At 72.2% G+C, this 18510-nt stretch carries 18 protein-coding genes; 9 read left to right on the top strand and 9 right to left on the bottom strand.

The features are described from left to right. The first annotated feature begins 29 nt into the window (after window positions 1-29). Window positions 30-2918, top strand: coding sequence for an aminomethyl-transferring glycine dehydrogenase (gene gcvP, locus STRAU_RS00685; RefSeq protein ID WP_016638270.1), 2889 nt, complete (start codon window positions 30-32; stop codon window positions 2916-2918). Between the two features lie 112 nt (window positions 2919-3030). On the opposite strand, the gene STRAU_RS00690 is transcribed toward gcvP, so the two are convergent. After that, window positions 3031-3237: a DUF5999 family protein gene (locus STRAU_RS00690; RefSeq protein ID WP_037656835.1), complete on the bottom strand. Its 207-nt coding sequence runs from the start codon at window positions 3235-3237 to the stop codon at window positions 3031-3033. 380 nt (window positions 3238-3617) lie between these two features. Then, the gene (locus STRAU_RS00695; RefSeq protein WP_016638272.1) at window positions 3618-4202 is read right to left on the bottom strand and encodes a hypothetical protein; all 585 of its coding nucleotides are present in this window, start codon (window positions 4200-4202) and stop codon (window positions 3618-3620) included. Between the two features lie 483 nt (window positions 4203-4685). Between STRAU_RS00695 and STRAU_RS00700 the strand changes: the two genes are divergently transcribed. Then, entirely contained in the window at window positions 4686-6227 is a 1542-nt protein-coding gene (locus tag STRAU_RS00700) for a glutamate-cysteine ligase family protein (protein WP_016638273.1), read from the top strand. Window positions 6228-6288: 61 nt separating this feature from the next. Here STRAU_RS00700 and STRAU_RS00705 read toward each other — a convergent pair whose 3' ends face one another. Continuing rightward, window positions 6289-8061, bottom strand: a complete 1773-nt coding sequence (locus STRAU_RS00705) for a substrate-binding domain-containing protein (RefSeq protein ID WP_037656838.1) — start codon at window positions 8059-8061, stop codon at window positions 6289-6291. 144 nt (window positions 8062-8205) lie between these two features. Between STRAU_RS00705 and STRAU_RS00710 the strand changes: the two genes are divergently transcribed. After that, window positions 8206-9006 carry a CPBP family intramembrane glutamic endopeptidase gene (locus tag STRAU_RS00710; RefSeq protein WP_037656842.1) on the top strand — a complete coding sequence of 267 codons (801 nt, stop codon included), beginning with the start codon at window positions 8206-8208 and terminating at the stop codon, window positions 9004-9006. A 25-nt stretch (window positions 9007-9031) separates the two neighbouring features. On the opposite strand, the gene STRAU_RS00715 is transcribed toward STRAU_RS00710, so the two are convergent. Further along, complete coding sequence (locus tag STRAU_RS00715) at window positions 9032-9859, bottom strand: PhzF family phenazine biosynthesis protein (RefSeq protein ID WP_016638276.1); 828 nt, start codon at window positions 9857-9859, stop codon at window positions 9032-9034. Window positions 9860-9991: 132 nt separating this feature from the next. After that, window positions 9992-10870 (bottom strand): GlxA family transcriptional regulator, encoded by an 879-nt coding sequence (locus tag STRAU_RS00720; protein WP_052028904.1) that lies wholly within the window; start codon window positions 10868-10870, stop codon window positions 9992-9994. Between the two features lie 140 nt (window positions 10871-11010). On the opposite strand from STRAU_RS00720, the gene STRAU_RS00725 reads away from it, so the two are divergent. After that, window positions 11011-11604 (top strand): MBL fold metallo-hydrolase, encoded by a 594-nt coding sequence (locus STRAU_RS00725; RefSeq protein WP_037656844.1) that lies wholly within the window; start codon window positions 11011-11013, stop codon window positions 11602-11604. Here STRAU_RS00725 and STRAU_RS00730 read toward each other — a convergent pair. Further along, window positions 11601-12545, bottom strand: coding sequence for a LysR family transcriptional regulator (locus STRAU_RS00730; RefSeq protein WP_016638279.1), 945 nt, complete (start codon window positions 12543-12545; stop codon window positions 11601-11603). The two genes, STRAU_RS00725 and STRAU_RS00730, sit on opposite strands and share 4 nt — an antisense overlap. 70 nt (window positions 12546-12615) lie before the next feature. Here STRAU_RS00730 and STRAU_RS00735 point away from each other — a divergent pair, with 70 nt between their 5' ends. Further along, a complete protein-coding gene (locus tag STRAU_RS00735) occupies window positions 12616-13557 on the top strand; it encodes an NAD-dependent epimerase/dehydratase family protein (protein ID WP_016638280.1) in 942 nt (313 codons plus the stop codon). A 14-nt stretch (window positions 13558-13571) separates the two neighbouring features. Continuing rightward, entirely contained in the window at window positions 13572-14456 is an 885-nt protein-coding gene (locus STRAU_RS00740; protein ID WP_016638281.1) for an aldo/keto reductase, read from the top strand. Between the two features lie 7 nt (window positions 14457-14463). On the opposite strand, the gene STRAU_RS00745 is transcribed toward STRAU_RS00740, so the two are convergent. Then, on the bottom strand, window positions 14464-14985 hold the full coding sequence (locus STRAU_RS00745) for a tunicamycin resistance protein (protein ID WP_016638282.1): 522 nt from the start codon (window positions 14983-14985) through the stop codon (window positions 14464-14466). A 232-nt stretch (window positions 14986-15217) separates the two neighbouring features. On the opposite strand from STRAU_RS00745, the gene STRAU_RS00750 reads away from it, so the two are divergent. Further along, window positions 15218-15847 (top strand): PadR family transcriptional regulator, encoded by a 630-nt coding sequence (locus STRAU_RS00750; RefSeq protein ID WP_037656876.1) that lies wholly within the window; start codon window positions 15218-15220, stop codon window positions 15845-15847. Between the two features lie 124 nt (window positions 15848-15971). Here STRAU_RS00750 and STRAU_RS00755 read toward each other — a convergent pair whose 3' ends face one another. Next, the gene (locus STRAU_RS00755) at window positions 15972-16400 is read right to left on the bottom strand and encodes a type II toxin-antitoxin system Rv0910 family toxin (RefSeq protein ID WP_016638284.1); all 429 of its coding nucleotides are present in this window, start codon (window positions 16398-16400) and stop codon (window positions 15972-15974) included. A gap of 157 nt (window positions 16401-16557) precedes the next feature. Here STRAU_RS00755 and STRAU_RS00760 point away from each other — a divergent pair, with 157 nt between their 5' ends. Next, window positions 16558-17340 (top strand): putative protein N(5)-glutamine methyltransferase, encoded by a 783-nt coding sequence (locus STRAU_RS00760; protein ID WP_016638285.1) that lies wholly within the window; start codon window positions 16558-16560, stop codon window positions 17338-17340. Between the two features lie 77 nt (window positions 17341-17417). Here STRAU_RS00760 and STRAU_RS42815 read toward each other — a convergent pair whose 3' ends face one another. Further along, a complete protein-coding gene (locus tag STRAU_RS42815; RefSeq protein ID WP_016638286.1) occupies window positions 17418-17588 on the bottom strand; it encodes a hypothetical protein in 171 nt (56 codons plus the stop codon). Between the two features lie 215 nt (window positions 17589-17803). On the opposite strand from STRAU_RS42815, the gene STRAU_RS00765 reads away from it, so the two are divergent. Continuing rightward, a complete protein-coding gene (locus STRAU_RS00765) occupies window positions 17804-18382 on the top strand; it encodes a Clp protease N-terminal domain-containing protein (protein ID WP_037656846.1) in 579 nt (192 codons plus the stop codon). Window positions 18383-18510: the final 128 nt, after the last annotated feature.

The following is an 18510-nucleotide window of genomic DNA, read 5'->3' on the forward strand; positions in this document are numbered from 1 at the left end:
AGGTCGTGTCAGACCAGGAGGCCTCCGCAATGACCGCCACCCCTCGTACTCCGCTCTCGCAGCTCGAGCAGGGCATCCCCTTCGAACAGCGGCACATCGGACCCGATGCAGAAGCCCGCGCCAAGATGCTCGCCCAGGTCGGGTACGGCTCCCTCGACGAGCTCACGGCCGCCGCGGTGCCGGATGTGATCAAGAACGCCGACGCCCTGGAGCTGCCCGGCGCCCGGACCGAGGCCGAGGTGCTCGCCGAGCTGCGCTCCCTCGCCGACCGCAACCAGGTGCTCGACTCGATGATCGGGCTCGGGTACTACGGGACGTTCACGCCGCCCGTGATCCTGCGGAACGTGATGGAGAACCCGGCGTGGTACACGGCGTACACGCCCTACCAGCCGGAGATCTCGCAGGGCCGCCTCGAAGCGCTCCTGAACTTCCAGACCGTCGTCGCCGACCTCACCGGACTGCCCACCTCCGGTGCCTCGCTGCTCGACGAGGGCACCGCCGCCGCCGAGGCCATGGCCCTCTCCCGGCGCATGGGCAAGGTCAAGGACGGTGTCTACCTCATCGACGCCGACGTACTGCCGCAGACCATCGCCGTGATCCAGACCCGCGCCGAGCCGACCGGTGTCGAGGTCGTCGTCGCGGACCTGAGCGACGGCATCCCGGCCGACATCGCCGAGCGCGGTGTGGTCGGCGTGCTGCTGCAGTACCCGGGCGCCTCCGGAGCCGTGCGCGACATCAAGCCGCTCATCGACCGGGCGCACGAGCTCGGAGCAATCGTTTCTGTCGCCGCCGACCTCCTTGCGCTCACGCTGCTCACCTCGCCCGGCGAGCTCGGCGCGGACATCGCCGTCGGCACCACGCAGCGCTTCGGTGTCCCGATGGGCTTCGGCGGGCCGCACGCCGGCTACATGGCGGTGCGTGAGAAGTTCGCCCGCAGCCTGCCCGGCCGGCTCGTGGGCGTGTCCGTCGACGCCGACGGCAACAAGGCGTACCGGCTCGCGCTGCAGACCCGCGAGCAGCACATCCGCCGCGAGAAGGCGACCAGCAACATCTGTACCGCGCAGGTGCTGCTCGCCGTCATGGCCGGGATGTACGCCGTCTACCACGGGCCCGAGGGGCTCAAGGCGATCGCCCGGCGCACCCACCGGTACGCCACGATCCTCGCCGCGGGCCTCAAGGCCGGGGGCGTCGAGGTCGTGCACGAGGCGTACTTCGACACGCTGACCGTCCGCGTGCCGGGCAAGGCCGCCGACATCGTCACCGCGGCCCGCGAGGGCGGCGTCAACATCCACCTCGTCGACGCCGACCAGGTGTCGTTCGCGTGCGACGAGACCACGACGCGGGCGCAACTGGCCGCACTGTGGACGGCGTTCGGGGTCGAGGCCGACGTCGAGGCGCTCGACGCGTCCGTCGCGGACACCCTGCCCGCCGGGCTGCGGCGCTCCGACGCGTTCCTGGCGCACCCCGTCTTCCACCAGCACCGCTCCGAGACCGCGATGCTGCGCTACCTGCGCCGGCTCGCCGACCGTGACTACGCGCTCGACCGCGGCATGATCCCGCTGGGCTCCTGCACCATGAAGCTCAACGCCACCACGGAGATGGAGCCGGTCACCTGGCCGGAGTTCGGCGCCCTGCACCCCTTCGCGCCCGCCGAGCAGGCGCAGGGCTATCTGACGCTGATCCGTGAGCTGGAGGAGCGGCTCGCCGAGGTCACCGGCTACGACAAGGTGTCGCTGCAGCCCAACGCCGGTTCGCAGGGCGAGCTCGCCGGGCTGCTCGCGGTGCGCGGCTACCACCGCGCCAACGGCGACGACCAGCGCACCGTGTGCCTGATCCCGTCCTCCGCGCACGGCACCAACGCCGCCAGCGCCGTGATGGCCGGCATGAAGGTCGTGGTCGTGAAGACCGCGGACGACGGCGAGATCGACGTCGAGGACCTGCGCGCCAAGATCGAGCAGTACCGCGAGCAGCTCGCCGTCCTGATGATCACGTACCCCTCCACGCACGGCGTCTTCGAGGAGCACGTCGCCGACATCTGCGCGCAGGTGCACGACGCGGGCGGCCAGGTGTACGTCGACGGCGCCAACCTCAACGCCCTGGTGGGCCTCGCCAAGCCCGGCCACTTCGGGGGCGACGTCTCGCACCTGAACCTGCACAAGACGTTCTGCATCCCGCACGGCGGCGGTGGCCCCGGCGTCGGCCCGGTGGCCGTGCGCGGGCACCTCGCCCCGTACCTGCCCAACCACCCGCTGCAGCCCGCCGCGGGCCCCGAGACGGGCGTCGGCCCGATCTCCGCGGCGCCGTGGGGCTCGGCGGGCATCCTGCCCATCTCCTGGTCGTACGTCCGCCTGATGGGCGGCGAGGGCCTCAAGCGCGCCACGCAGGTGGCCGTGCTCTCGGCGAACTACATCGCCAAGCGCCTGGAGCCGCACTACCCGGTGCTCTACACCGGCCCCGGCGGCCTGGTCGCGCACGAGTGCATCATCGATCTGCGGCCGCTGAGCAAGGCCACGGGCGTCAGCGTCGACGACATCGCCAAGCGCCTCATCGACTACGGCTTCCACGCGCCGACCATGTCCTTCCCGGTCGCCGGCACGCTGATGATCGAGCCGACGGAGAGCGAGGACCTCGACGAGCTGGACCGTTTCTGCGAGGCGATGATCGCCATCCGCGGCGAGATCGAGAAGGTCGCGAGCGGCGCCTGGTCCGCCGACGACAACCCGCTGCGCAACGCCCCGCACACCGCCGCCGCGCTCGGCGGCGACTGGGAGCACGGCTACAGCCGCGAGGAGGCCGTCTTCCCGGCCGGTGTGGTGGCCGCCGACAAGTACTGGCCGCCGGTGCGCCGCATCGACCAGGCGTACGGCGACCGGAATCTGGTCTGCTCCTGCCCGCCGCTGGATGCGTACGAGGACTGATGCACGGGCTGCACGGGCGACGCCGGCACCCGGCGTGAGGTGTCGGCGGACATGAGTCAGGGCCGGTTCGGACAGTGCGTCCGGGCCGGCCCTTCGATTCGTGGTGGACGGCTCAGGCGGCCGTCATCACCTGGCTGGTGCCCAGCGGTCGGTGCGGGGCGATGATCTCCCCGTTCGGCAGCAGCTCACCGGTGTCCTCGAAGAGGAGGACGCCGTTGCACAGCAGGCTCCAGCCCTGCTCCGGGTGGTGCGCCACGAGGAACGCGGCTTCCCGGTCGGCGGATTCGGCTGTCGGGCACGGTGGCTGGTGCTGGCACATGGATGGGTTCTTTCGCTGCGTCGTGATGGTGGTGAAGTCTGTTCCGCGGCTCGATGTGTTGGTCATGGCCGCTCCCCCGTTTCGTCGGTCCGGTCCAGTGTTGCCCTACGAGCGCGATTCCGCAGGGATTTTGCTGCAGCGGTTCCTACTGCTTAATGACGTATCACCCGCCCGGACGGTTCAGTCCAACTCCCCTGTCCCTTCGGGTGGTTCGAGGTAGCCGAAGTGGGCTAGTCCGGATGGCCCTGCTCGGAGCCGGACACGGTCAGGCGTCGGGCGGGGCGGGCATGTCGGGCATGGTCGTGCCCCGCGGCCCGGGCGGGGCGGCGGGGCACGAGGAAGCCGGCGGGTGGCCGGGGTGGCCGGGGCGGGCCGCCGGGTCAGGCGGGCGAGCCCAGGAGCGGGGCCGGGGTCAGCCGGTGGGTGAGCAGGGGCAGCAGGTCGGCGGCGCGGTGCGGGCGGTGGGCCGCGATGCCGGGAGGCGCCGGGGCGAGGGGCACCAGGAGGTCGCCGGGGGCGAGCGCGCCGCTCGCGCCGTCGTCGGTGCAGTCGGCGTGCAGCCACAGCGTGAGCATGTAGAGCTCGGGCACGGAGAGGAGTCGGGGCTGGTATGCCTTGGGCATGGCCTCGGCATGGCGCAGAGCCAGCTCGGCGGAGGTGATGTACGGGCCCTCGCAGAAGTGCGAGAAGGCCCAGCCGTCCGGGGTGAGCATCGTGTCCGCCGCGGCCACCGCGCGATCGCCGCAGCGGATCAGGAAGCGCCAGCCGGTGAGCCTGGTCGGGGACGTGCCTGCCGCCGTGACGTGGTCCAGCTCATGGACGGGCAGCGGAAGTTCGGGGCTCGTGGGACCCTGGGCGGCGCGCAGGGTCGGGGTGCGGGCCTCGCGGACGGCGGTCGGGGAACCGAGGGCCGTGAGGACGCTGCGCAGGGCGGGCGCTGGAGCCGGGGGGACATGCAGGGGCATGGTGGGTCGCCTCTCTCATTCGACAGGCACAGTGGAGCGGGGGCAGGTGCGGACGGCGCTGTCAGCTCTGGGTCAGAGGGGCGGGGGCAGGGGGACCGCGAGCGCCAACTCTCTGCCTCAACCGCGGAGTTTATACGACGTGTGTTCAGGGGGTGTTTCAGCTAGCCGCTTCGAATATGGCGGGCAAGTCGCTATCCGGTCGTTCTCATGGGGGTTTTCACCCGATTCCGGATCGCATCCCGAGTGGTGACCTCGGCATTTCCCGTGAACGCGGTCGGCCGATTCTCGTCGGTTTTTTTCACCACAACCGGAGCATCGGAAACCGCCCGCTCAGTCATGCCCGGCGAATGTGCCGCGCGGCAACTCCGTCAAGGGTACCGGTCGATGGTCCCGCGCGGGGCGTTATGGATCACATCGGCTGGGCATCATCCCCCGTACACAGCGGCCGGGCCGCCGGCGGCCCATCCGAGGAGGGACGCTTCGATGGGTGAGAAGGTCGTGGCAGGAACGTTCGACCTGTCCGATCGCCACCAGTACCGGATCAAGCTCCGGCAGTGTCTGGACGGGCTCGGCCGGCTCCTCGAGGAGCAGCGGTTCGACCGGCCCAAGAATCTGATGGGACTGGAGATAGAGCTGAATCTGGCGGGGCCCGACGGCATGCCGAGAATGATGAATGCGGAAGTTCTCGAGCGCATCGCGAGCCGTGATTTCCAGACCGAGCTCGCAATGTTCAATCTGGAAGTGAACATTGCCCCGCACCGCTTGGGCGGGCGCGTTCTCGACCGGCTGGCCGAAGAGCTGCGCACGGGCCTCGCCTATGCCCACAGGAAAGCGAACGAGGTGGACGCGGGCATCGTGATGATCGGTATTCTGCCGACACTCTCGCGCCACGACCTGGTCTCCGCGAACCTCTCCGCCGTCGATCGCTACGCGCTGCTCAACGAACAGATCGTGGCGGCGCGCGGCGAGAGCTTCGCGCTCGACATCGAGGGCGTGGAGCGCCTGACGTGCACGTCCGGGTCGATCGCGCCCGAGGCGGGCTCGATCGCGCCCGAGGCGGCGTGCACGTCCGTGCAGCTGCACCTCCAGGTCACGCCGGGGAAGTTCGCCGATGTGTGGAACGCGGCGCAGGCCGTCGCCGCCGCGCAGGTCGCGGTGGGCGCCAACGCGCCGTTCCTGTTCGGCCGTGAGCTGTGGCGCGAGTCCCGGCCGCCGCTGTTCCTGCAGTCCACCGACACCCGGCCGCCCGAGCTCCAGGCGCAGGGGGTGCGGCCGCGCACCTGGTTCGGGGAGCGGTGGATCTCCAGCGCGTACGAGCTCTTCGAGGAGAACCTGCGGTACTTCCCGGCCCTGATCCCGCTGTGCGAGGACGAGGACCCGCAGCGCGTGCTCGACGTCGGCGGTGTGCCGCAGCTCGCCGAACTCGCCCTGCACAACGGCACGGTGTACCGCTGGAACCGTCCGGTGTACGGCATCGCCGAGGGCGTACCGCATCTGCGCGTGGAGAACCGGGTGCTGCCCGCGGGGCCCACGGTGACCGACGTGATCGCCAACGCCGCCTTCTACTACGGGGTGGTGCGGGCGCTCGCCGAGGAGACGCGGCCGGTGTGGTCGCGGCTGCCGTTCGACGCGGCGGCCCGCAACTTCGACACCGCCTGCCGCTACGGCATCGAGGCCCGCCTGGAGTGGCCGCGGCGCGGGCGGTACGGCGGCATGACGAAGGTGGCGGCCGTCGATCTCGTACGCGAAGAGCTGCTGCCGCTGGCCGCGGCCGGGCTCGACGCGTGGGGCGTGGAGCCGGCCGACCGGGACCTGTACCTCGGCGTGATCGAGGAGCGGTGCCGCAGGCGGGTCAACGGCGCCTCCTGGCAGGCGGCCACCTATCACCGGGCCCTGGAGCGGGGCCTTGAGCGGGACGCGGCGCTCGCGGCGACCACGCGGCGCTACTGCGAGCTGATGCACGCGGGAGAGCCGGTGCACATGTGGCCGGTGGGGCTGCCGGAACCGGCGCTGCCGCTGGGGTAGTCGAGGCGGATGGCCCGCGCCCTCACTGCCGCTGGGGTAGCGAAGCGCCCGGCCCGCGCCCTCACTGTCGCGTGCCCGCCTGCATGATCGCCTTGAGGATCACCGAGTGGATCTGCGCCGGGTCGTCGACCTCGTGGCCGGAGCCGCCCGTGGCGCGGGCCATCTGGTCGACCTCCCGCTCGTCGGCGTCCGGGCCGACCGCGATCGCGATGATCGGCAGCGGCTTCTCGGGGTCGGCGAGGGCGCGCAGGCGGGAGACGAGTTCGGTGCGCGTGATGCTGCCCGGGTCCTGGTTCACGCCGTCGGTGAGCAGGACGAGGGTGTTGAACCTGCCGTTCACATAGCCCTTGCGGGCCTTCTCGTACGCGGCCAGCGTGGTGTCGTACAGACCCGTGGCCCCGCCCGGCACGGGCCGCAGGGCGCCGAATGCCCGGGTGAGCCGGTCGCGCTGGGTGCCGTCGCCTCTGCGGTCGCCGAGGCGGCCGGTGGGCACCAGCTCGCGGTAGTCGCGCGCGCCGTCCAGGCGGGTGGCGAACTCCCACAGGCCGATCTCGTCCTCGTCCGTGAAGCCCGAGAGCGCCTGCAGCAGGGCGGACTTCGTGACGTCCATGCGGGACTCGCCGCGCCCCGGCACGAGCTGCCGCATGGAGTCCGACGCGTCGACGACCGTGATGAACCGGGCGCTCTGCACCGTGATCGTCCACATGCCGAGGGTCTCCTGCACCTCCTTGTCGGAGGGGGTGTCGCCCGGCTCCTGCGTGTACGGCTGCGGGGTGCGGCCGCCCGCCGCCGTGACGAGCGCCGCCGACGGCTTCGACCCGTCCGTACGGAAGCCGTGCTCCCGCAGGATGCGCCGCCCCGCGTCGTCGCTGAACAGCGTCATGAACCGCAGCGCGGCCCGGCTCTGGTCGGTGGAGAGGTCGTTCTCGCGGATCAGCGTGTACGGGTAGTCCAGGACCGGTGAGCCGTCCTTGGGGTAGAAGAGGTCGAGGGCGTGCTTCTCGTCCTCCGCCGCGTTGTGCGCGAACGACGCCTGCTCGGAGAGGATCAGCGCCTGGTTGCGGCGCGGGTTGCCGCTCTCGGTGCCGGACGCGTCGCGGGCCAGTGTGTCCAGGAGCCGGCTGTCGCTGTCGGACGTGCGGGACGACAGCGCCTTGGCCGTGGCGGCGGCCCGGGTGTCTGCATCTTTGGAGCCGGACGCGCGCGCCGAGGCCCCGAGTTTGGTCAGGGCGAGCAGACCGCTCGCGCTGCGCGCCGGGTCGGCCGCGCCCAGGCGCAGCTTGTCGCCGCCGGTCGCCGCGCCCGCCAGCTCGGCCCAGGTGTACGTCTTCCGGGGCCAGCCCAGCGACTCGGCGGCGGACTTCACCATGCCCACGCCGATCGGCGACGAGGCGATGTTGCCCGCGGGCGACACCTCCGTCCGGCCGCCGCCGAGCCCGGCGCGCTGCACCCACAGGCCGGAGTCGGGCACCCACACGTCGTACGCCGGTTTCGCGCCGTCCAGGCGGAGCTCGTCGGCGACCTTGTACGGCTCCCGGGCGGTGACGCGGATGTCCATGCAGTGGCCGTCGGAGGTGACGTCCTTCTCGCGTACGTGGTCGGCGGCGTCGCGCAGGGCGGGGGCCACGGCGGGCGCGGCGACGACGTCCAGGCGCACCGCGTCGTCGCGGCAGTCGTCGCCGAAGGGCAGGAATCCGGCGCGGGCGGCGACCGCCGTGCCCGCCGCGACGCTCAGCACGAGCGCCGTGGCGAGGGCGACGGAGCGGCCGCGCCCGCGTGGTCGCGGGTCGGCTGCTCCCGTCCGGTGCCCATCAGGCAAGCTGTGACGTCCCATGGCGGTGCTGCCCCTCCCGGGGCCGGTCCGCCACGGTCGGCGTCCGTCCCCCTCGGCCTGTCGCGCACGTGGTTCGTAAGTTCTTTCGAGACCCTAGCGGCACGGGGACGGGGATGAGGCGGGATTACTCAACTGGAGGCAGGAGTGCAAGCGGAGCCGGGGCCAATGGCCGGTTCTTTTCCTGAGGAGGGGCTCTCACGACGATTCTTGCGGGACGAGACACTGCTCGTCCTGGCGCTCTCGCTGGGCGCGAGCGGAGTGTCCGCGCTGATCAGCTTCATCGGCTCGGTCACCAGGCCGGGCGGTCTGAAGGATCAGGCGGCGACCCTCAACTCCTCCGCCGCGCCGGGGCGTCCCTGGCTCGATCTCGCGTGGCAGCTGTTCGGTATCTCGACCGCCCTGGTGCCGGTGGCGCTGGTCGCGCACTTCCTGCTGCGCGAGGGTACGGGGCTGCGGGCCATCGGCTTCGACCGGAGCCGCCCCTGGCCGGACCTCGGCCGGGGGGCGGTGGTGGCCGCGGGCATCGGCTCCACCGGTATCGCCTTCTATCTGGCGGCGCGCGGGCTCGGCTTCAACCTCACGGTGGTGCCGGAGGACCTGCCCGACGTGTGGTGGAAGTACCCCGTCCTCGTGCTCTCCGCGCTGCAGAACTCCGTGCTCGAGGAGGTGATCGTCGTCGGCTATCTGCTGCGCAGGCTGGACCAGTTGGGGTGGACGCCGATGGCGGCGCTGGCCGGGAGTTCGGTGCTGCGCGGCTCGTACCACCTGTACCAGGGCGTCGGCGGGTTCGTCGGCAACATGGCGATGGGGGTCGTCTTCGTGCTCCTGTACCGGCGGTGGGGGCGGGTCGGGCCGCTGGTGGTGGCCCATTCCCTGTTGGACATCGGGGCGTTCGTGGGTTACGCGCTGCTCGCGGGCAAGGTGGGGTGGCTGCCGACGGCGTGACGCCCGCGAGCGTGTGCGGCCGCCGTCAGGCCAGCAGGTCGCCCTCGATGACGGTGACGGCTCGTCCGGTCAGGAGGGTGCGGTCGCCGCGGAGGTCCGTGCGGACGAGGCCGGAGCGGGGCGATGCCTGCAGGCCGGTCAGGTCGGTGCGGCCGAGACGCTCGGTCCAGAACGGGGCGAGCGCGGTGTGCGCGCTGCCGGTCACGGGGTCCTCGTCGATGCCGACGCCCGGGAAGAAGCCGCGCGAGACGAAGTCGTAGCCCCGGCTGGGGTCTTCGGCGAGCGCGGTCGCGATGACGCCGCGCTCGGAGTGCTGGGCGAGCGCCCGGTGGTCCGGCGTGAGCGCGCGCACCGTCTTCTCGTCGGGCAGCTCGACCAGCAGGTCGCCCAGGTGCGGGCCCGTGTCGTGGGCGGAGAGCGGCTGGGCGCCGAGGGCCTCGACCGCGCCGGCCGGGAGTTCGGCCGGGGTGAGCGGGGCGGTCGGGAAGTCGAGGGTGAGGTCGCCGTTGTCGTGGGCCGTGGCGACGAGCACTCCGGCGCGGGTGGCGAAGCGCACGGGGCCGGCGGCGGCGCCGGTGGTGTGCAGGACGTGCGCGGTGGCCAGCGTGGCGTGGCCGCACAGGTCGACCTCGGTGGCGGGCGTGAACCAGCGCAGCGCCCAGTCCGCGTCGCCGCCGGCGGGCAGCGGGTGGGCGAAGGCGGTCTCGGCGTGGTTGACCTCCGTGGCCACGTGCTGGAGCCAGGTGTCGTCCGGGAAGGCGTCGAGAAGCACGACACCGGCCGGATTGCCGGTGAAGGGGCGCTCGGCGAAGGCGTCGACGATGCGGAGTCGCGTCCGCGGGTGTGTGGTCATGGGGGAGACGTTAGGGAGCCACGATGCCTGGCTGCCAAGGCCAATTGGGATCGACTGGACTTGTCTGGTGGGTCGAGGTCCGCATTTGGCCATGGTGTGTACGCGGCTGTCGCTGCGTGCTGGGCATGGGCGCTACGGCGCGTTGGTGAAGGAGCGGCGGTAGGAGCGGGGCGGCACTCCCCGGCGGCGCACGAACTGTTCGCGCAGTACCGCGGCGCTCCCGTAGCCGACCCGGCGGGCGATCTCCTCGACCGGCAGGTCCGTGGTCTCCAGGAGCTCCTCGGCGCGGCTCAGCCGCAGGCCGCGGAGCCAGGCGTGCGGGGTGGTGCCGGTCGCGGCGGTGAAGCGGCGGGCGAAGGAGCGTTTGCTCATCATGGCGCGCCGGGCCAGTTCCGCGACGGGGAGCGGTTCGTGCAGGTGCTCGCGGGCCCAGGCGAGCACCTCGGCGAGGCGCTCGTCCTGGTGGTCCTCGGGGACCGGGGCCGCCAGGTACTGGGCCTGTCCGCCGTCGCGGTGGGCGGGCAGCACCATGTCGCGGGCGACGCCGTTGGCCATCGCGGCGCCGTACTCCCGCCGGAGCAGGTGGAGACACATGTCGAAGCCCGCGGCGGCTCCCGCGCCCGTGATGACGCGTCCTTCGTCGATGTAGAGGGCGTCCGGTTCGACGGCGACGGCAGGGTGCCGGCGGGCCAGCAGTTCGGCGAACCGCCAGTGGGTGGTCGCCCGGCGGCCGTCGAGCAGTCCGGCGGCGGCGAGTGCGAACGTTCCGACACAGTGGGCCGCGACCAGCGAGCCCCGCTCGTGTGCGGCCGTCAACGCGTCGAGTACGGCGGGAGCAGGCGGAGTACGGAAATCCGTCCCTGGCAGGGCGATCAGCAGATCGGCGGAGGCCAGCCGATCCAGGCCGCACGGGACCGGTCCGGGCCGGTCGGTGCACAGGGCGAAGTCGAAGTCGGGCAACCCCACTCCGTGCTGGGCGAACACCTCGGTGACGACGCCGACGGCGAGCATGCCGGCTCCGGGCGGGACGTACGCGGCGACGTTCAGGAAGGGCGGCACGAGGGCAGTGTGGCATGAGTGTGGCACGAAACCTGCGATCAGTGGCATCAGTGCCACTCGTGATCGCCCGGCCGACCCGGAAAGCTGAGGGCATGACAGACGCACCGCTCGGCCGCAGCGCCAAGTACACGATCCTGACCACCGGTTACGTCGGCTCCACCGGCCCCGGGGTCGCCGCCACCGTCTCCTACGTGTCCGATGCCGGCCGCCACATGATCTTCGACCCGGGCATGGTGGCCTCCCGCGACCACATCCTCGGCCCGCTCGCGGAACTGGGGCTCGGGCCCGACGACATCACCGACGTGGTGCTCAGCCACCACCACCCCGACAACACCATGAACGTGGGCCTGTTCGGACGGGCCCGGGTGCATGACCACAAGGTGGAATACCTGGGCGACCAGTGGCGGAACCGGGACGCGGAGGGCTACGAACTCACCTCGTCGCTACGGCTGATCCGCACCCCGGGGCACAGCTCCGAGGACATCACGCTGCTGGCGGGCACGGACTCGGGCGTGGTGGCGTTCGCGGGCGACCTGTGGTGGCACGCGGACGGACCGGCGGACGACCCCGTGGCCCCGGACCGCGAGGTCCTGCGCGCCTCCCGGCGTCGCGTGCTGGCCGCCGCCGACCTGATCGTCCCTGGCCACGGCGGCCCGTTCAAGGCCGACGGGGCCGCGCTGGTCTAGGCGTCCGGCCCGCCTGCCGCCGTCCGTCGCCGTGGGTTTCCCGCCGCTGACGCCTGCTCCTGGAGGGCGTTGATCAGGGTCGCGAGCTGGGGGTGGTCGCGGCGGCGGCTGATCGTGGCGATGCCGATGTGCCGAGTCGGACCCGGCTCCTCGACCGGGACGGTGCGTACGCCCGGCACCTCCGGGGCCAGCGCGATGGAGGGGATCAGGGAGATCCCCATGCCCGCGGCGACGAGCGAGCACGCGAAGAAGTAGTCGGTCGTCGTGCCGCGCAGCTGCGGATCGAACCCGGCGCGCCCGGCGTAGCGCAGCAGGTACGCCTCTGTCTTGTGGCAGCCGAGCACCCAGGGTTCGGCTGCCAGCTCGGCGATGTCGAGCGCGGCGCGGTCGGCCAGGCGATGGCCCTCGGGCAGCACGACGTGCAAGGGGTCTTCCAGGAGCGGGGTCCACTCCATGCCGGAGTTCTGGCTCACGTTTCCGGGCAGCGGGCCGTCGAAGTGGTAGGCGAGGGCGAGGTCCACCGCGCCCTGGCGGACCAGAGGCAGGCTGACTTCGGGCTCGCCCTCCCTGACGTGGAGCACCGTGTCGGGATGGGCTGCCGTCAGCCGGGCGAGGGCGCCGGGCAGCAGAAGCCTGCCGCCGCTGGTGAACGTGGCGATGGTGAGCTGCGAGCGGCCCGTGCTGAGCTGGTCGACCTGCTGTTGTGCGTGCGCGAGCTCCGCTGTGACCGACTCGGCTGCCTGGACCATGATCCGGCCGGCCTGGGTGAGGGCGACCCCGCGTGTGCTGCGCGCCACGACCTGGGCGCCGAGGCTGCGCTCCAGGGCTGCCACGTGCTGGGAGACGGCCGAGGGTGTGAGGTGGAGGGCCGCTGCCGCCTGGTTGAAGCTGCCGTGCTCCGCGACTGCCCGCAGGACGCGAAGGCGCTGCACATCGATCAACAGTATTCCTTAATACCCAGCCAGTAAGTGTGCACTTCTGCTGGTGACGTTAGATCCCCAGGATGGGGGCATGCAAAGAATCTGCGTCATCGGCGGCAGCCGGTATGTCGGAAAGCTCCTGGTCCAGCGCCTGTTGGCCGCCGGGCACCAGGTCACGGTGATCAACCGCGGCTCCACCCCGCCACCGCCCGGTGTCGAGCACCTCGTCGCCGACCGCGACGACGAGACCGCCCTGACCGCCGCCCTCGGCTCCCGCACCTTCGACGCGGTCGTCGACCAGGTCTGCTACACCCCCGTGCAGGCCGCAATCGCCGCCCGCGCCTTCCGCGCCCGCACGGCTCGGTACGTCATGACGTCCACGATCGAGGTGTACGACCCGGCGACCGCCGCGCTGCCCGCCGTCCCGCACGGCACCCCCGTGCCGGAAGACGTCGTGGACCCCGCCGCCTGGCTGGTCCGGATGGACCTGCCCTGGCACGACGCGACGTACCTGGAATCCCACTACGCCGAGGGCAAGCGCCAGGCGGAGGCCGTCCTCACCCGGGAGGGCGGGTTCGCCTTCGCCTCCGTGCGCAGCGCCCATGTACTCGGCGGCGGCGCGCGGGAGTTCACCGGCCGCCTGGCGCACTACACCGGGCGCATCGGCCGGGGCGCGGAGATCGCCGTGCACGCCGGGGCACTGCCCACAGTGTTCATCCACCACGAAGAGCTGGCGGACCTGCTGCTGTGGGCGGCCGTGGCCACCGAATTCACCGGGCCCCTGAACGCGTGCTCCGACGAACTGCTCGACGTACGCGGTCTGGTCGCCGTCATCGCGGCGCGGACCGGCCGGGAACCCGTGTACCGGACCGTCGCCGCGGGAGAAGCGGCCTCGCCCTTCTCCTTCGACCGGCACTACGCCATGAGCAACGCCCGCGCGAAGGACCTGGGCTTCGCCTTCTCCCGCACCACCGACTGGCTGCCCGGCGCCGTCGCCGAAGCCCTCGACGCCTCCACCGCCCAAGCCGCCTGAGGAGCTGCCCCGCCATGCAGTACCGCACCATCGGGAACACCACCGTCAGCGCCGTCGGCCTGGGCGCCATGCCGCTGTCCATCGAGGGACGACCGGACGAGGAGCGGGCCGTCGCCACCGTCCACGCCGCCCTCGACGCGGGCGTCACGCTCATCGACACCGCCGACAGCTACCACTGGCACGCCGGCGAGAGGGGTCACAACGAACTCCTCGTCGCCCGCGCCCTCGCCCGCTACGGCGGCGACACCTCCGGCGTCCTCGTCGCCACCAAGGGCGGCCGCGGACGGCCCGGCGACGGCAGCTGGACGGTCACCGGCACCCCCGCACACCTCAAGCGGGCGGCCGAGGCGTCCCGGAAGCGACTGGGCGTCGAGGCCATCGGCCTCTACCAACTGCACAAGCCGGACCCGGCCGTGCCCTGGGCCGACTCCGTCGGCGCGCTGCGCGAACTGCTCGACGCCGGCACGATCCGCGCCGCCGGGATCTCCAACGTCGACACCGCCCGGATCCGTGAGGCGCACGCGATCCTCGGCGACGGGCTCGTCTCCGTCCAGAACCAGTACTCACCCGCCGTGCGCGGCAGCGAGCCCGAACTGCGGCTGAGTACGGAGCTGGGCCTGGCCTTCCTGCCCTGGAGCCCGCTGGGCGGCATCGCCCGCAGTTCCCTCGACGGACCCTCGGGCCCGACCTCCGCGGGCACCGCCTTCCACCGCGTCGCGGCCGAGCGCGGCGTCAGCCCGCAGCAGATCGCCCTGGCATGGCTGCTCACCCGCTCCCCGGCAATGATCCCGGTGCCGGGAGCGAGCCGCCCGGCATCCATCCAGGACTCGGCCCGGGCCGCCGGACTCGAGCTGAGCCCGGCGGAGCTGGCGCGGCTCGACGCCGTGCCGCCGAGCTGACGGGCTCTCAGCCCTCGACGGCCTCCGCGATGCGCAGAGCGGCCTGGGCGGGCGTGAGGTGCGTGGTGTCGACGACCTCGGCCTCGGCGTGCAGCCACGTGCGGGCCGCCTCGGCGTAGGGCTCGAGGTAGCGGAGGCGGAAGGGGGAGGGGCCAAGAAGAGTGTCGCCCTCGATACGCCCGCGGAGGGTGTCCTGGTCCGCGTGGAGGACGAAGTGCCGTACCGGGATGGCGTGTTGGGCGAGGCCGGCGCTGATCTCGCGCCAGTACTGCTCGACCAGGACCGTCATGGGCATCACCAGGGTGCCGCCGGTGTAGTCGAGTACGCGGCGGGCGGTCTCGACGACGAGCGGCCGCCACGGCGGCCAGTGCTGGAAGTTGTCCGTTCCCGGCAGCCCGGGCGTGATGTCCATGAGCGTCTCGCCGACCTTCTCGGCGTCGAACACCCGTGAATCCGGGATCAGTTGCTGCACGAGTGGGCTGGTCGTCGTCTTGCCCGCGCCGTGGGTGCCGTTGAGCCATACGATCATGCGCCCGACGCTAGCGGTGTGCGGGCCGGGGCCGGGGGCCGGGTGCCCGCAGTCTCGCTGAAGGTCTCGGCGGTGTCAGATCCGCGCTGTCGGCCCGGGGCTTGTCAGCCGAACAGTTCCGATATATCGTTGAAGCATCGCGACTGATCAAGACTGATCATTCAGGGCTGATCCGAGGTCGCGAAAGTTCCTCGACGGAACGACGAAGGCGCAGACGAAAGGGATGATCGACATGCGTTCCCACGGTTTTGAACACGAGCACAGGCACGGCCACGGACGCGGGCGCGGCCCGTACGGACCCGGTCCCGAGGGCCGGGGCGGTTTCGAAGGGCGGCGCGCGGCGTTCGGACCCTTCGGGCCCGGCTTCGGCGGCGGCGGCCCTTGGGGCGGCGGTCGCGGTGGCCGGGGCGGTCCCCGGGGCAGGGCGCGGCGCGGCGACGTACGAGCGTCGATCCTGGCCCTCCTGAAGGACCGGCCGATGCACGGCTACGAGATGATCCAGGAGATCGCCGAGCGCAGCGGCGGGGCGTGGAAGCCCAGCCCCGGCTCGGTCTACCCGACCCTGCAGCTCCTGGAGGACGAGGGCCTGATCACCAGCGAGAGCGAGGGCGGCAAGAAGCTCTTCTCGCTCACCGACTCCGGCCGCGAAGCGGCGGACGAGGGTCCGGACGCGCCCTGGGAAGAGGCCGGGCGCGGGGTCGACTGGGAGGCGCTGACCGAGATCCGGCAGGCCGGCTTCGGTCTGATGGAGGCGTTCGGCCAGGTCTGGAAGACCGGCTCCAAGGAGCAGCGCGAGAAGGCGCTCACGGTCATCAACGACGCCCGCAAGAAGCTGTATCTGATCCTCGCCGATGAGGACTGAGGTGGTGCGGGCTCACCGCCCGCACCGCCGCTGAGGCGCCTCGCGCGAAACGCGCGGGGCGCCTCGCTGCCGTACGGGCGCCTGCCCCCCCCCGGGCAGACGACGGGGGTTCGGAAACCGGCGCTCAGGTCACCAGGGTGCCCAGCTTGCGGAGCGACTCCTTCATGGCTGCCGTCGCCGAGTCCTTGAGCTTGCCCGCCATGAGCGACACCGCGGCGCCGGTGAACTCGCCGTCCGTGCGGATCGTCGTCGCGCCGCCGTCGGGTTCGAGCGTGTAGCGGGTGCCGACGTCGACGCCCATCGGGCCCTTGCCCTTGATGGCGAACGTACGGGCGGGCTCCAGTTCCACGATCGTCCAGGCGACCTCGGCCGGGAAACCCATGAGCTTCATGTTCTCCGTGAAGGTACCGCCCACTTCGAGCGCCGCGGGGCCGCCCTTCGGGAAGCTGGTGTGCGTGGTGTTCCACTCCCCGTACGAGGAGAAGTCGATGAGCCGCGCCCAGACCTTCTCCGCCGGTGCCTCGATGCGTGCCTCCGCGCTGACTTCGGCCAATGCGACCACCCCTTCTCGTCGGGTGCTGCGGCGGGCGCGCAGCCACGGTGTCGCGGAACGTATCCGTGGGATGCGGAACATTCAATACTGATGAGCCGTCAGATCTGTGCGGCCGGGTAGGGTTGGCTTCTTTGCCGTGAGCGTGGGAAGGCTCTTGATGACCCTGTCGGTCCACTCCGCCGTCGTCGAACGGCTGCGCGCCGCGGGCTGTGTGTTCGCCGAGGACGAGGCGGACCTGCTGCTCGCCGCCGCGGCGGGGCCGGACGAGCTTGACGCCATGGTGGCGCGGCGCGCGAGCGGGCTGCCGCTGGAACACGTCGTCGGGTGGGCGGAGTTCGGGGGGCTGCGGGTCACCGTGGACCCGGGCGTCTTCGTGCCGCGCCGCCGCACCGAGTTCCTGGTCCGCGAGGCCGCCTCGCTCGCCGGACCCGGCGCCGTGGTCGTCGACCTGTGCTGCGGGTCGGGCGCGCTGGGCGCCGCCCTCGCCGCCTCGCTCGGCCGGGTCGAGCTGCACGCGGCCGACGTCGACCCGGCCGCGGTCGCCTGCGCGCGCCGCAATGTCGGGGCCGCCGGGGGCCGGGTGCACGAGGGCGATCTGTACGCGGCGCTGCCCGAGACGCTGCTCGGCCGCGTCGACGTGCTGCTCGCGAACGTTCCGTACGTTCCGTCGGACGAGGTCGCGCTGCTGCCCGCCGAGGCCCGCGAGCACGAGGCGCGGGTGGCGCTCGACGGGGGCTCGGACGGGCTCGACGTGCTGCGGCGGGTGACGGCGGACGCGCCGCGGTGGCTGGCGCCGGGCGGCCGGCTGCTGTTCGAGACGAGCGAACGCCAGGTGCCGGCGGCGGTCGCGGCGGTGACGGCCGCGGGGCTCGTGCCCCGGGTCGTGACCGACGAGGAGCTGTACGCGACCGTGGTGGTGGGGGCGCGCACGGGGGCGTAGGGGTTCGGTTCCCGGCGTCGGGGCTCGCGTCCCGCCCACCAGCTCACGTCGCCCGCCTCACCTCACGTCGCCCCGCCTCAGCTCACGCGCCGTATCACCGCTGCGTCGAAGAGGTCCAGGGCGCGCGGGAACGGGCCCTCGTCATGGCAGTGCCAGGCTTCCCAGAACAGGTCGGCGAGCAGTGCGTCCGCGGGGGCGTACACGCGGTACACGTACTGTCTGCCGTCGATGGCCGGCAGGTCGACCATCCAGCACCTGCGCTCCATGTCAGGGCAGACGAGCGCCGGTGCGCAGCGGTTGCGCACCCGGCGCGAAGCAAGACGGCGCGCGCCCCACCTGCGGGAACGGTGAGATGTCATCCGTAAGGAGGACAACCCGCTCGTGCGTGCCCAACCTGTGTCGGACGCGGAAATGCTTCCCGCCGCCGATGCCGATGGCCCCAGAGGTTGATGAGGTGGGGGATGTGCAAAGCCGTACCCCCCAGGGCGCCGAACCCGGCCCTACCCGAGCAGACATCGAAGCCGGCCTGAGCGAGGAGCTGGCCTCGGTGATGTCGGGCGCGCGCCGGCGGGCCGTGCGTGACGGCGACCGGCAGGTCGACACGGCGCATCTGCTGCACTCGCTGCTCGAGCACGAGCCGCGGGTGCGGGCCGTCTTCGACGGGGGGCCGCAGCTCGCGCGGCTGCTCGGCTATCTCGTCCAGCGCAGCATCGGATACGGACTTCAGTGGCAGGGCACGGTCGAGGACTCCGGAGCCGTGCCGCTCGTGGCCTCCGCCAAAGAAACGGTTCTCTCGCCCGCGGCCGCCGGTGCCATGGAAGCCGCGATCGACCGCGCCGTGCTGCGCGGCGAGCCGCAGGCCGGCGGCGTCGACCTGCTCGCCGCCCTGGCCGCCGACGCGGAGTGCCGGGCCGTCGAGGTGCTGCGCAGCGCGGGCGTCGACGTGGCGGAACTGCTGCGGCGGACCGAGGGCGCAGAGGGCGCCGATGGCGGCGCCGGGCGCGAGACGGGGTGCGAGTCCGGCTGGACGTCGGCTCGCTGAGGGCGTCCGGGGCGTCCGGGGCCTCCGGGAGGGCGTCCGCCCCCTGAGACAGTGGTCATCAAGGGTGACGCTCATGACTTCGGCTGTCATCATGTGCCGGTGTTCGGGTCCAACGAGTCGTCTCAGGG

Origin of the sequence: Streptomyces aurantiacus JA 4570, assembly GCF_000414115.1 — a bacterium.
GTDB classification, from domain to species: Bacteria; Actinomycetota; Actinomycetes; order Streptomycetales; family Streptomycetaceae; genus Streptomyces; species Streptomyces aurantiacus_A.

What these genes read in the sequence shown, in the direction of transcription:
- gcvP (WP_016638270.1), top strand. Translation starts at nt 30, where the DNA reads ATGACCGCCACCCCTCGTACTCCGCTCTCGCAGCTCGAGCAGGGCATC.
- STRAU_RS00690 (WP_037656835.1), bottom strand. Translation starts at nt 3,237, where the DNA reads ATGTGCCAGCACCAGCCACCGTGCCCGACAGCCGAATCCGCCGACCGG.
- STRAU_RS00695 (WP_016638272.1), bottom strand. Translation starts at nt 4,202, where the DNA reads ATGCCCCTGCATGTCCCCCCGGCTCCAGCGCCCGCCCTGCGCAGCGTC.
- STRAU_RS00700 (WP_016638273.1), top strand. Translation starts at nt 4,686, where the DNA reads ATGGGTGAGAAGGTCGTGGCAGGAACGTTCGACCTGTCCGATCGCCAC.
- STRAU_RS00705 (WP_037656838.1), bottom strand. Translation starts at nt 8,061, where the DNA reads ATGGGACGTCACAGCTTGCCTGATGGGCACCGGACGGGAGCAGCCGAC.
- STRAU_RS00715 (WP_016638276.1), bottom strand. Translation starts at nt 9,859, where the DNA reads ATGACCACACACCCGCGGACGCGACTCCGCATCGTCGACGCCTTCGCC.
- STRAU_RS00720 (WP_052028904.1), bottom strand. Translation starts at nt 10,870, where the DNA reads ATGCTCGCCGTCGGCGTCGTCACCGAGGTGTTCGCCCAGCACGGAGTG.
- STRAU_RS00725 (WP_037656844.1), top strand. Translation starts at nt 11,011, where the DNA reads ATGACAGACGCACCGCTCGGCCGCAGCGCCAAGTACACGATCCTGACC.
- STRAU_RS00735 (WP_016638280.1), top strand. Translation starts at nt 12,616, where the DNA reads ATGCAAAGAATCTGCGTCATCGGCGGCAGCCGGTATGTCGGAAAGCTC.
- STRAU_RS00740 (WP_016638281.1), top strand. Translation starts at nt 13,572, where the DNA reads ATGCAGTACCGCACCATCGGGAACACCACCGTCAGCGCCGTCGGCCTG.
- STRAU_RS00745 (WP_016638282.1), bottom strand. Translation starts at nt 14,985, where the DNA reads ATGATCGTATGGCTCAACGGCACCCACGGCGCGGGCAAGACGACGACC.
- STRAU_RS00750 (WP_037656876.1), top strand. Translation starts at nt 15,218, where the DNA reads ATGCGTTCCCACGGTTTTGAACACGAGCACAGGCACGGCCACGGACGC.
- STRAU_RS00760 (WP_016638285.1), top strand. Translation starts at nt 16,558, where the DNA reads ATGACCCTGTCGGTCCACTCCGCCGTCGTCGAACGGCTGCGCGCCGCG.
- STRAU_RS42815 (WP_016638286.1), bottom strand. Translation starts at nt 17,588, where the DNA reads ATGGTCGACCTGCCGGCCATCGACGGCAGACAGTACGTGTACCGCGTG.